11 protein-coding genes and 1 pseudogene are annotated in these 12,203 nt (G+C 41.5%); 2 read left to right on the forward strand and 10 right to left on the reverse strand.

Translation table 11 applies throughout. The features are described 5' to 3' along the window. Nucleotides 1–21: 21 nt before the first annotated feature. The 7 genes and pseudogenes from V7K21_RS21935 to V7K21_RS21965 all read right to left on the reverse strand — a co-directional run bounded on the left by V7K21_RS21935 (nt 22) and on the right by V7K21_RS21965 (nt 10,101). Nucleotides 22–471 carry a YlqD family protein gene (locus tag V7K21_RS21935; protein ID WP_069072569.1) on the reverse strand — a complete coding sequence of 150 codons (450 nt, stop codon included), beginning with the start codon at nt 469–471 and terminating at the stop codon, nt 22–24. 42 nt (nt 472–513) lie between these two features. Beyond that, nucleotides 514–2,490 (reverse strand): AMP-dependent synthetase/ligase, encoded by a 1,977-nt coding sequence (locus tag V7K21_RS21940; protein WP_335177327.1) that lies wholly within the window; start codon nt 2,488–2,490, stop codon nt 514–516. Between the two features lie 579 nt (nt 2,491–3,069). Next, complete coding sequence (locus tag V7K21_RS21945; protein ID WP_335177328.1) at nt 3,070–3,288, reverse strand: hypothetical protein; 219 nt, start codon at nt 3,286–3,288, stop codon at nt 3,070–3,072. A 183-nt stretch (nt 3,289–3,471) separates the two neighbouring features. Beyond that, complete coding sequence (locus V7K21_RS21950) at nt 3,472–4,665, reverse strand: MFS transporter (RefSeq protein ID WP_335177329.1); 1,194 nt, start codon at nt 4,663–4,665, stop codon at nt 3,472–3,474. A 124-nt stretch (nt 4,666–4,789) separates the two neighbouring features. Continuing rightward, nucleotides 4,790–6,949, reverse strand: a complete 2,160-nt coding sequence (recQ, locus tag V7K21_RS21955) for a DNA helicase RecQ (RefSeq protein ID WP_335177330.1) — start codon at nt 6,947–6,949, stop codon at nt 4,790–4,792. Between the two features lie 334 nt (nt 6,950–7,283). Then, nucleotides 7,284–7,486 (reverse strand): annotated as a pseudogene (locus tag V7K21_RS21960) (IS4 family transposase); the annotation flags it as partial. 476 nt (nt 7,487–7,962) lie between these two features. Beyond that, nucleotides 7,963–10,101: an eCIS core domain-containing protein gene (locus V7K21_RS21965; protein WP_335177331.1), complete on the reverse strand. Its 2,139-nt coding sequence runs from the start codon at nt 10,099–10,101 to the stop codon at nt 7,963–7,965. A 269-nt stretch (nt 10,102–10,370) separates the two neighbouring features. Between V7K21_RS21965 and V7K21_RS21970 the strand changes: the two genes are divergently transcribed. Then, nucleotides 10,371–10,523: a hypothetical protein gene (locus V7K21_RS21970; RefSeq protein ID WP_335177332.1), complete on the forward strand. Its 153-nt coding sequence runs from the start codon at nt 10,371–10,373 to the stop codon at nt 10,521–10,523. Between the two features lie 97 nt (nt 10,524–10,620). Here V7K21_RS21970 and V7K21_RS21975 read toward each other — a convergent pair whose 3' ends face one another. Then, on the reverse strand, nt 10,621–10,833 hold the full coding sequence (locus V7K21_RS21975; RefSeq protein WP_335177333.1) for a hypothetical protein: 213 nt from the start codon (nt 10,831–10,833) through the stop codon (nt 10,621–10,623). A gap of 35 nt (nt 10,834–10,868) precedes the next feature. Here V7K21_RS21975 and V7K21_RS21980 point away from each other — a divergent pair, with 35 nt between their 5' ends. Continuing rightward, nucleotides 10,869–11,243, forward strand: coding sequence for a hypothetical protein (locus V7K21_RS21980; RefSeq protein ID WP_335177334.1), 375 nt, complete (start codon nt 10,869–10,871; stop codon nt 11,241–11,243). Between the two features lie 12 nt (nt 11,244–11,255). On the opposite strand, the gene V7K21_RS21985 is transcribed toward V7K21_RS21980, so the two are convergent. Together V7K21_RS21985 and V7K21_RS21990 are read right to left on the reverse strand one after the other, a co-directional pair. After that, nucleotides 11,256–11,408, reverse strand: a complete 153-nt coding sequence (locus V7K21_RS21985) for a hypothetical protein (protein ID WP_335177335.1) — start codon at nt 11,406–11,408, stop codon at nt 11,256–11,258. Then, nucleotides 11,405–11,992 (reverse strand): Uma2 family endonuclease, encoded by a 588-nt coding sequence (locus V7K21_RS21990; RefSeq protein WP_335177336.1) that lies wholly within the window; start codon nt 11,990–11,992, stop codon nt 11,405–11,407. Before V7K21_RS21990 ends, V7K21_RS21985 begins: the two co-directional genes overlap by 4 nt. Nucleotides 11,993–12,203 lie beyond the last annotated feature (211 nt).

The raw sequence follows: 12,203 nt of genomic DNA on the forward strand, positions 1-12,203 counted from the left end.
AACTGAACGACTCATAACTTTTTAAATGTCGCCGCGAATTTCTTCTACAACGCCATCACGCAGAACAATTTCGACCTGCATTTTGCTAATCAGGTTATCTCCCGTCTCTACCCGGAAAAAGCCTTCCATTTGGAATTGGTTGACTTCCTGATCTTGCTGGAGAAACTGCACTTGCTGGAGATTTTGTAGCAACTGATTTTTCTGCTCTAGAAATTCACTTTTCTTTTGATTGACTTGGAGTTGGATATTGTCAATTTGTTGGAGAGTCTGGGGACCAGGTGGTTGCAGACTCTGCTTTTGAATTGCAGCGATCGCTCTTTGTCCTTCAACGTCTAGCTGTTGCAGTTGCTGGTCAAGTTGATTGATCTGCGTTTGCAGCTGCTGTTGTACTTCCTCTTTCCAGAGGGGAGTAACAATGACTTTGACGTTAACAACGCGTTTTAGGAGCAAATTAGATTTGGAGACATCCATAAATATTTCACGTTCACTCTTACTAGTTGGCAGGTGGAATAATCAGGCAAACATGCCGTCAATAATATCGTGATAGCGTTCCGTAACGACCTGTCGTCGAACTTTCAGTGTTTGTGTCATCAAGCCATTTTCGATGGAAAACGGTTCCAGAATGAGTTTGAATGTCCCGATGCGGTCATCTGGTCGAAAGCCTGGACGATTTTGCACTTCCCGATTCAATTCTTGCCGAAATAAATCCTGGATCATTCTACTCTCCAAGTCAATTTTTTGACTAGGTGAAGAAGTAACCTGATCATTTTGTCTATCCAGTGTCAGATTCTGACTTGCTGCCCATTTTTCTAGGGCTTTAACATTGGGGACAATTAAGGCTCCCAGGCTGCGCTGATCTTGACCGATGAGCATAATTTGATCGATATATGGCGATCGCAAACACGCATCTTCGATCGGCTGTGGCTCGATGTTTTCCCCGTTAGTCAATACAATCGTATCCTTCGATCTACCAGTCAGCACTAAATCATTTTGTAGTGTCAGCCAACCCAAATCGCCGCTATCAAACCAACCTTCGGCGTCAATTGCTTTCGCTGTCGCTTCGGGATTTTGGTAATAGCCTTGCATAATCTGTGGCCCCCTCAACAATAACAAGCCTCGCTTCTCTACTGGCAAAGGCGCTTTTGTCTCAGGATCTACAATTTTAGCTTCTGTAGCCGGAAGTGGTAGCCCTGATGCACCAATCAAATTTCGCCAAGGACGCCGCACATGGGTAACAGGAGAAGTTTCTGTCAAGCCATAACCTTGCAAAATCTGCACACCAATAATTTCAAAGAAGTTATCTATGTGTCTGGGAAGCGCACCGCCGCCGCTAATCATCTGCTTAACTTGTCCTCCTGTGGCTTCTCGCACTTTGGCATAAACCAGTCGTTCTCCCAAGGCATGGAGGGGTAATAAAGCTGATGTTTGGATCGTAGCTGCTAATCGCTCGACGGGTGAAGCGTGAAGATTATTCAAACTCAATCCCTGAGCAACTCGCCGCGCTTTGATGTATTTTTCGCTAATGCCCAATAAAAAGTTAATTAGGCGTTGCTTATTTGCTGGTTGTTCGCGGAATTGCTTTTGAACTCCTTCATAAATCGATTCCCACAGGCGGGGTACACCCACCATATAGTTGGGTTTAAATTGTCTCAAATCTCCTTTCACAGAGCGCAAGTTGGTATAAACTTGCGTGCAACCTTGAGATAGTAAATAATACTCAACGGTTCGTTCATAGCTGTGCCACGAAGGTAGGATACTGAGAACGATATCGCCCACATTTGGTTGTAATACTGTGCCAAAGGTTGTCACTTGGTGCATCAAATTGTTATAAGACAGCATTACACCTTTGGGTTTACCTGTGGTGCCAGAGGTGTAAATTAGGGTTGCCAAAGCGTCACGATTTTGCTTGACTGGCACAAAAGTATGATTTACCCCAATTTCGATCAACTGGGCAAAGTTCAGCACTTTTAGGGTTTCGTCTGTTGGTGGTGCTTCATCCGAAAGTAAGATGACTACCTGAATTGGTAAATCTTGGAGGCGGTCTTGTAGTTTTTTAAATGTCTTTAAATCTTCAACAACTATTCCTGTACTGCCACTATTGGTAATGATAAACAGCAGTTCTTCTTTTTCCGCTTGGGAGCTACGCACTGCATCAACTCCACCAGCAGTCATGATACCTTGATCGGCAATAAACCAGCGAGGACTGTTGTCAGAAATTAAGGAAATGCGATCGCCAACTTTTACTCCCAACGCCTGCAACCCAGCAGCAAATAGTTGTATTTGCTCTGCTAACTGGGTATAAGTAATCACTACTTCTGGTTTAGCGTGAGGGCTGTGGAGGGCGACAACATCACCAAATCGCCCAGCTGCCAAAGGCCAAATTTCTGGCAGTGATTCCACATTTGTGTAATCTACCAACCGCTTTAATGCCTGGCGTTCTCGCTCATTGATGTTAGATAAAAAAGAAGACGCGGTTTGGGTTTTTGACATAACACCTTACCTAAATATCGTAAACTGATCGTTTTCCAGTTTATTTTGTTATTTTGCTACAATTACCTTCCTTATTATCCACATTCCCCTCTGTGTATGATAATTCCAGGAATTCCACCTTTATATTTACAAAAATTTATGTTAAAGTTAATTTACATAGACTGCAAGCAATGATTCTGTTTGCAGTTAAGAACAGCGATCGCCTACGTTTCACAGGAGATGATTACCTATGAATTTGATACACGTTATACTGCTAACGCTACTCAACATTGCTGCTTGCATGGCATTTCCTAAGCTTTTAGCTCTTTTTCTGGATCAGAAAACCAAACTTACTAAAACGTTGCCGAATGCTTCCAAATTACAAGCAGCTAAAATCGAACTTACCAGCTTTCCTTATTGTACAGCTTATGCATTGACAGGTAGCCAATTCTGTAAATTTAGCCCTAACTTCTGTCCTAATTGTTCTCCGAATTGATGGACAAGTTGCCAATAAATTATTTTAAAATTTAGGTGAGATAGTTTATCTACCTCACCTAAATTTTGGCAACACAACCGAATTTAACACTGCCTAATATCTACCTATGAATAACGCAAAACTCCATTCTTGTATATCCCCTTAATCAGAATTGATGTTGAGTTGTATGTGCCATTAATTCTGCGACAACTTGCCGTTAAGGTAGCTCCAGCAACACCAATGTTCCGACAGAAAGCTGGATAACTACTAGGATCGGTGGGTGCTGCAAAAGCAGCATTAATAGGAATTGTAGCTATGATTGTACCACAAGCCGCAAGAGTCATTAAACGTGGTGAACAACTTATGCTTTGCGAAATAAGACATGAGTATCCTCCTTTGAAAAATTAAGTTTTATTGCCCTTGTTTTACATAAAAAAGGACATCTACAGATATCGTTTTGATGAGGAGAAAATTTAGTTATTGGTGCAAGGCGATGTCTCAAGGTAATATTCAAAATGAAAGTTTGATTACTTATTATTTGTTCTTGCTGTAGTTGTTTTAGGTCTGACGATAATAAAAAATGCGATCAGAGTAAAAGCTAACATTTGCCAAGTCACCAAATTCCAGCCACCAAGATTCCAGCATAATAGACCAATACTAGTACCTATAGAACCGCCGATAAAATAGGTAGTCATGTAAACTGTGTTGATGCGACTATTCGATTGAGCATCAAGAGTGTATATTGTTGCAACATTGGTAACTTGGGTTGCCTGTACACCTACATCTAGTAACAATACAGCAACAGCGATCGCCAGCGCTGAACTGGAAGCGATTTTAGCAATTACTAAACTTGTAATCACCAGCGATACAGCAATAGTTAAGGAACGTTGGGAGTTACCTTGATCAGCTAATTTACCAAAAACTGGTGCCATCAATGCACCTGCGATCGCCACAAAGCCATACATCCCAATTGTGTCAGATTGAAAATTAAAAGGCGCTCCACTTAAATGGAAAGTCAGCGTTGTCCAAAATGAGCAAAAGACACCAAACAATAACCCACCAATTAAAGACGTTTCTCTCAACAGTGAAAAACGTTTTAATTGTTGAAGCGTTGATTTTAATAAATCTAAATAGTCACCACTATATTTATTCTTGACATTAGGCAAGTATATCTGTAGTAAGATAGTAACAATTAAAATCATTCCTGCTGAAAATCCATATACATAACGCCAACTCAACCATTCAGCAATATATCCACTAAAAACCCTTGCTCCTAAAATTCCGATCAATATACCAGTAAAAATGTTGCCTACAGTTTTGCCTGTAGTTACTCTATCTATACTTGCTGCTAAAGGAAGAATAACCTGAGCCGAGACTGTTGCAATCCCAATTGCGACGCTCAATATCAAAACTTCGACGATGTTTTGTGAAAACGTCATGAGGATCAACAAACAGAACAAACATATCAGTAAGCAAAGAATTAATTTTTTCTTATTGATTTTATCGCCCAAGGGGATTAAAAAGAAAAGCCCAAAACCGTAACCAACTTGCGAAAGCACAGATATGCTACCCGCTTCGCCTTCACTGACTCCAAAAGAAGATGCAATATCTTTGAGGATTGGCTGATTATAATAAATGTTAGCAACACAGACACCAGCTGCGATCGCCATAATCATTACCTGGACTTTAGTTAATGCGTTACTGGAGATTTGTTTTTCCATTCAACCTAAGTACACTATAATCTACTTGTTTGAGGACTTGAACGGCAGTTGCTACAAGCCAGGAAACAAGTCTAACGCACTATCTTATCCTGAGTCATAAATTCTTACTTAAAACTTTAAATTATCACTTCCGATTTTCGCGCCGCCATTTTCCCCGCACTAAACGAATTTCATCAAAACTGTAGCTTTCGCCTAATTGTTCTCGAATTGGTGTTAAAGAGATATCACCAAGTACTTCTAAAACTTGCCAAATTTTTTGTTGATGTTCAAGAGATACTAACTGACTTAAATCTACAGGCTGATTTTTTTCAATTAAATCTGTCAAATGACGAATGATTGTAGTGGGACGAATGTTACGTTTCTGGGCAATTTCAGTCACACTTAAACCTTGTTTATGCAATTGAAATGTGAATATTTCTGTGTCGGAAGGTAAGCTAAGAGAGGGTGTGAAATTCACCTGTGGTGGATCTACCAAACCTTTTTCTTGACGGTAGGCGCGAATTTCTGTGAGGAATTTATCGCCATATTGGGAAAGTTTGTGACTACCTACGCCAGAAAGTTTACCAAATTCGGTTAGTGTTTTAGGTTGTACCTGTGCCATCAATTTCAAGGTAGAATCCTGAAAGACAACGTAAGGTGGAACAGACTGTTCATCAGCAAGTTGTTTACGCAGCGATCGCAACCTCTGCATTAATATCTCTGCTTCAACAGCTTTTTCACTCCCTTCTTCCCAAGTAATTTTCTGTGCTATGGGAACAGCAAGGGAAACAGTATGCTGTCTCCGCATCACTTCCCAACTGAGGGCGTTAAGCTTTAAAACTGAGTAACCATCGCTAGTCTGTTCTAGCAACCCTTGATGTAAAAGCGATCGCCCCAGCATCCGCCATTCATCTACACTCTTATCTTTGCCAATACCATAGGTAGAAAGTTTATCGTGTTCATTTTGGGTGATTTTCTGGTTTTTTGCCCCCCGCAACACATCAATAATATGTAATATCCCAAATCTTTCTTTACAACGCGCCACACAAGATAAAAACTTCATGGCTTCAATTGTCCAGTCTTGCATTGGTTTGGGATGACGGCAATTATCGCAGTTACCGCAATTTCCACTAAAACGTTCCCCAAAATAACCTAGTTGAATTGTCCGCCGGCAGACAGTACCTTCTGCATAGTCAATTACCTGACGTAGTTGTTGCTTGGCAATTAACTGTTCTTGGGGGTCAGTTTTTTGGTTAATACTCCATTCAATGGTTTTAATATCACTGAAACTGAAAAAAAGTGTACAACGTGAGGGTTCACTATCCCTTCCCGCCCTACCTGATTCTTGATAATAACTTTCCAAATTCCGTGGTAAATCAAAGTGAATTACTAACCGCACATCTGGCTTGTTAATTCCCATACCAAAGGCAATTGTTGCCACCATGACGCGCACATCATCTCGAATAAATCGAGTTTGATTGCTGCTGCGTTCTTCATCAGTTAATCCGGCATGATAGGACAAAGCAGAAATATGATCATTTTGCAGTTTAAAGGTGAGTTCATCAACTTTTTTTCGTGTCAAGCAATAAATAATTGCTGAACCTTCATTTTCTCGAACGAGTTCTAATAATTCAGCGTAAGCAGACTTGCTTTTAGAACGAACTTCGTAGTAAAGATTTTGGCGATTAAAGCTAGCAATGTGAATACTAGGTTGCTTTAGCCCTAGTTGTTGGATAATATCAGCACGGACGCGATCGGTTGCTGTGGCGGTAAGGGCGAGGGTAGGGACATCAGGATAGCGTTTCCGCAGAGATTTCATCTGTCGGTATTCTGGGCGGAAGTCGTGTCCCCACTCAGAGACACAGTGGGCTTCGTCAATCGCAAAAGCTGCAATCCCAATTTTTTCCTTGACTAAATCGAGAAACGGGAGAAATCTTTCACTCAACAGACGTTCTGGGGCGACGTAAAGTAATCTAACTTTACCGCTGAGGATGGCTTCTTCCCGCGATCGCACCTTATAGGGATTCAGACTACTATTCAGAAATGTGGCAGCAATGTTATTATTTCGCAGTCCTTCCACTTGGTCTTGCATCAAAGCGATTAATGGCGACACTACCACCGTTAAACCTTTTTTGATCAATGCAGGTAACTGAAAGCACAGAGATTTTCCCCCACCCGTAGGCATGACAATCAATAAATCCCGATTTTGCAGCGCATCTTCGATAATTTGCCGTTGTCCAGGGCGGAATCTGTCGTAACCGAAGTGATACTTTAGCGCTTGTTCGAGATTGGGGTACTGAAGCATAGCGATCGCTTTTTCGGGGGCTGTCTGCGTGAGTAGTTATGAAGATATCAGGATTTTAACTCACATCATCGGCAGCTTTGGTCAGACCTGTGTTTCTGTTGGCGATGTCTACGACGGGCTACGCCTACGCACGCTCATCAACCTTCATACATGATGCGATCGCTTTTAGGTCAGGTTGAACTAGCAAATAATGGCGTGATCGCACGCTCATCAACCTTCATAAATAAGCGATGCTTGACTTTTAAGACTGTCGCTACAAGAGCCGCGATCATACTTGGAAGACGAGGCGATCGCACGCTCATCAATTATCATATATAATCATACCTTCGCTAATTTATGAGGGTTCAACGGCTGTAGAAACATTGTGAATACGACCGAGAGAGGTAAGCTTGGCAAAAATCTGGGTTAATAAAATAGGCTCAGGCTGTTGAGGAAGCGAACATATCGAAAACCACGACAGTAAGCCTTAAAATCAACAATGCCAGAGCCGGGATTATCTTGACGGAACTGAGCTAGAAGATAATGGGACAAATTGACCTTTATCTGCGGTAACAGGCACGCTCAATAGTGATCCGATGTCGGATATGGGCTGGAGAGTAGTTTTTGAGTTGTCGTTTAGAGAGAGAATAACTCTACTACCGCAGCCCTCTCTCTTCATACTTTTTTTTTGGCGAAGGTATTGCCTTAAGGGTCAATTTTTCAGGCAAATCCAAAACATTAGCTACGACTTCTGGTACAGGGCAGGGAGGAACCTTAAGTGTGACTGGCACTCTTTACGGCTGTTAGGAGATTTTTGGGATTGACTCCGATAATTCCACCTTTAAATAGGCGGGGGGAACCTGGGAAACTGCTCATGGTAGTTGTGCTTCTTTTTATTATTTGAATCTCAGATTTTTTAGGGTCTAGAGTAGAGCAGTTTTGCCAGAGTGCGAATGAGGTACGATATAGCTCTTCCATCAGTCTTGGAAAAAAGAACGAGTTTTCATCATTTCAGCCAATGGAAAATTAGGGGTTCACCGAATGATCTGAGCGAGATAGGCTAGGTCGGGGTCTGCTGACACTTGATTTGAATTATGATCTGTGTTTTCATTTGAATTATTATCTGTGTCTCCATTCAAATTATTCACATAGTCGAAAAACTTTTCTGCTCGCTCTAAGAATTGTTCGGGTGGCGCTGGCGGTAGATTCCGGAACTCGAAAATCGGCTGAGCCTGGTTTTGTCGTCCTCTATCAACCCGATTCTCGAATTGACCCATACTTGTATCGAAGTTATTAAGCTTGTCTTCTGCACCTGACTCTTGCGTAAAACTCCTAATCCAATCTTCAATTTCCAGGTAATGATCATCATTATCATCATCATCGTTAGAGTAGTGTTCAAAAGCTGTGGGAATCGTCTCACCTGAGAACGCAGAATTCACGAGATTTTTCCAAGCGTCTGGTGTACGTCTTAAATACTCCTTCATCTCTTGGTCGATTTCATTGAAAAGCCTTACAAAACTTGTCCGTGCCATCAGAGGGGTTATATTCTTGAAATTAGATTCGTTTCTCTGACTACCAGTAATGTAAAGAACCATTAGACTGAAAAGATTTGTAAGCTTCTCTCTTCCATTGTTAGGAAAATTCTGCATCTGTGATGCCACACTTGCTATGGCGTTTTTCGCTTTGTTTACAGATATTTTGCCCGATTTGTTCTGAACTCCCAAATTAAGTTGACTATTATCATCGTGGCTGATTACGTTTGTTAGTTTTGTGATACCGATACCTCCTGTTGCCTGCACTACGTACCGATGATCCACCCCCGGAATTATGACTACGTTCGCTTTGCCCGGCACTGACAACTTTGATGCCATCAAAAATGGTTTTTCCTGTTGGCCCGCGTTTTCTATTTCTTTTGCAAGATTTTGTACCTTCTTAACCGCTTGTATCAATTGCTGGCGCTGATCAAAATTGAATCCGTCCTTGTCGGGAACAACAAATTCAAGAGTCGCGAATCCGGGTCTGGTATCGTCTGCTTCTAAGGTGTAGTCTGCTCCCTGTATTATGACTTCTTTTCTTTTTGGTTTCTCAAAATTCTTCTGTATCTTCTCTTTGAGGTCAACATCACCCTGGTGTTGTTGGTAATAAGTTTCAAAGGTATTGGGATTTGATTTTATAAAAGTATGTTGGAGATTCTCGAACTCAAAACCTACCCGACGTTGTATGGTATCCTGTAATCGTTGAATTGCACCCCCATTCTGCTGCACGACACCCTGCTTCGCCGCCCCATTCTGTACCCCGTGTGTAAACTCATGTGTAATCAACGTATCCCCTTTCTTGGTACCTGGATTATAAGTTCCACCCCGAAAGTACACATGGTTCTTATGGGTAAACGCTAACGCCCCTATTGACCGACTTAACTGGTCTGCCTGACTATCTGTGTGAATTTTCATTTTACTAAAATCAGCCCCACCAAATCCTTGCTCTATCTTTTCACGGTAATTCTTTTCCATTGGTTGTCCCCCACCCCGTGTCTGATTGAGGGCTGCTTCAAAATCCTGTGTTCCCGCCATACCACTGTTTGAGGCACGACGCTGCACCATCGGCTTCATTTGCAATTCTTGTTGAGCATCAGGCAATGACTCGCGCTGGATACTACCTGATGGTTTCATTTGCAATTCTTTTTCCTCTTCAGGCAAAGACTCACGTTGAAGTTTCTCGCTCTGTGGCTGATGAATCCTTTGCACAACCTGAGCCGCTATTTTGTCAGCTTCCTGCTCATACTTATCTCCAGGCTCCCCAATTGTCAGCTTTGCCTGAATTGGTGCTGCTATATCTGGTCTTGTTAGTGGAATATTGGCAATGTTATGACTAAATCGCCTTGCGTGTTGCAGTTGAGAATTCAATAATCCATCCATCTTGGCTTGCAGCACAATCAGCCGTTCCTGCCCCTCTGGAGTAATCTTGCCATATTTGGCTTGTAATTCCAGTCTAGTTGCCTCCATCTTTTGTTCTGCAAAGGCAACATCTTCTTTTTTACTTTGTGTCACAGGTGCAGCTGATGATTTTTGAATTTGGCTATCAAATGATCTATACGCCAATTTAGGGTTTTGTTCTGCTGTTTGGGAATTGGTATTAATGGATGAGGGAGTCTTTGACAATCTTTTATTGTGCATTGTTTTTACAAGTTCTTTATTTGCAGTCAACCTGACATTAAATTTTCGGTCTACTGACTTTGGGTAATATCTTTATCAAAAGAAATACATATGTAGTATTTTATAAAATTATTTTCCTGGGATAAAACTTATTCATCTATCTTCAGATAGAGATTACTATTTAAATAATATAATTTTTAATTAATTCCGCAAAAAGTAAGATATAAAATTTGTCTCAGCATCCACCTGAGCGATAATTTGCAGTTATTTCTTTGCCCTGATGCCCTATTTTGGTACATTTTCGCTGTGATTTTAAAGCATTAATCTTTTGTAAAAGCGATATTCCCCAGACTGTAGAAATCACCAACTTAATCGTCATGCTAAAGAGCAAAAATGTTACTATCCTGGCAGTGCGATCGCCTGTAGGTTGGGTTGAACCATGAAACCCAACAACTCAAGATTCAAACATTCCCGAAACATTACGGTTTACTTTAACATACACGCATTCATACCGTAGGAAAAGTTGGGTGTCGCTGTTGCTCAACCTAACCTACGAATTGGTATGATCCGAAGTGCGTTAGCGCAGCTGAACGAAGTTACCGCTTTTTTGATTGGTTTTTGGGAAAACAAAGCGATCGCCACATAGCGTTGCAATAGGTAATTGACTTCAATATTGGCATAGCTATCGCGACTGTCTATAACTTCACTAGGCTTGTCAAATAAGGTATCAGCTTTGTTAAATAATAAAATCACCCCGCTTTCCTCTGCGGCATCAAAGACTTGTCAAAGTGCGATCGCCCGTTGGTAGCGACTGTTTTAAAAGTCAAATGATTGCTTTGTTTGTGGAGATTTATGAAAGCGATGCCTACCGCGGGCTACGCCTAAGTATCTGTGTACTTGATCGCGGTGCGACAAAGTTTGAAGTACTCCAACACGACTTCGGAGTACCTCAATACGATTTTCAAGTACCTCAACACGACTTTCAAGTACCTCAACACGACTTTGAAGTACCTCAACACGATTTTCAAGTACCTCAACACGATTTTCAAGTACCTCAACACGATTTTCAAGTACCTCAACACGACTTTGGAGTACCTCAACACGACTTCGAGGTATCTGTATTCAGCAACGCCAAGCATCAGCTTCGTCAAATAATAAAATGACCCCGCCTGACTCTACGGCATCAAAGACTTGCCAAAGTGCGATCGCCCGTAGATTGAGTTGAAGCATGAAACCCAATAAGAACCGAGTGCGATCGCCGATGTTGTCAAGTGTGTATAGCCTTGGGCTTGCGAAACATTTATTACAAATAGACAAAAAATATTCACCAGATTTTTGCCAAATCCAAAACAAAACCTGGTAAAACATCCTCTCCCGATAAAGTTTGTGGACTTGGTAAAATTTCAACTTCTCGATTGGGACAATAAATTTCTACCTGCTGCTGTTGGCGATTAATTAACCATCCCAGTCTTGCGCCATTATCCATATATTCCCTCATTTTGGCGCGTGTTTTTTCGGTGGAATCACTGGGAGACATTAATTCAACCACAAAATCAGGACACAAAGGAGCAAATCTTTCTTTTTCGGCTTGAGTCAAAGCATTCCACCGTTCCATTTTCACCCAAGACGCATCTGGGGAGCGCTCCGCACCGTTGGGAAGTTTGAAACCAGTAGAAGAGTCAAAGGATTTTCCTAGGTTGTTTTGGCGACTCCAAGCTCTTAACTGATAAGTTAGATCGGCATTGCGATCGCCAGTTTCACTTCCCGTAGGTGGCATAATAATTAATTCCCCTGTAGCTGTACGCTCGAATCTCAAGTCACGGTTATTTTGACAAAGTTGAAAAAATTGCTCGTCAGTTAAGTCAATATTTAATTCCAGGGGAGCGGGTAAACTAACGGTATTAGTGTTCATATTATCTGTACAGACAGCAATAGATTTCTCAATTTTAGTACCGCTGTTGTAGCGACAGTCTTAAGAGCCAAGCGTAGGCCTATGCATGAAGGTTGATGAGCGTGCGATGGGTTTCGCCCCGCCAAGGGCGATCGCAAAAGTTGGAGCGCCAACATATATTCGATTAATGTCTAATGGATTTAGGTAATGATGGGTGAGATAATGTTTTGAT

It is taken from the genome of Nostoc sp. (genome assembly GCF_036919595.1).
Classification (GTDB): Bacteria; Cyanobacteriota; Cyanobacteriia; order Cyanobacteriales; family Nostocaceae; genus Nostoc.

Coding starts and splice junctions, on each gene's coding strand:
- V7K21_RS21990 (WP_335177336.1), bottom strand. CDS start 11,992: ATGAACACTAATACCGTTAGTTTACCCGCTCCCCTGGAATTAAATATT.
- V7K21_RS21950 (WP_335177329.1), bottom strand. CDS start 4,665: ATGGAAAAACAAATCTCCAGTAACGCATTAACTAAAGTCCAGGTAATG.
- recQ (WP_335177330.1), bottom strand. CDS start 6,949: ATGCTTCAGTACCCCAATCTCGAACAAGCGCTAAAGTATCACTTCGGT.
- V7K21_RS21945 (WP_335177328.1), bottom strand. CDS start 3,288: ATGACTCTTGCGGCTTGTGGTACAATCATAGCTACAATTCCTATTAAT.
- V7K21_RS21940 (WP_335177327.1), bottom strand. CDS start 2,490: ATGTCAAAAACCCAAACCGCGTCTTCTTTTTTATCTAACATCAATGAG.
- V7K21_RS21965 (WP_335177331.1), bottom strand. CDS start 10,101: ATGCACAATAAAAGATTGTCAAAGACTCCCTCATCCATTAATACCAAT.
- V7K21_RS21935 (WP_069072569.1), bottom strand. CDS start 471: ATGGATGTCTCCAAATCTAATTTGCTCCTAAAACGCGTTGTTAACGTC.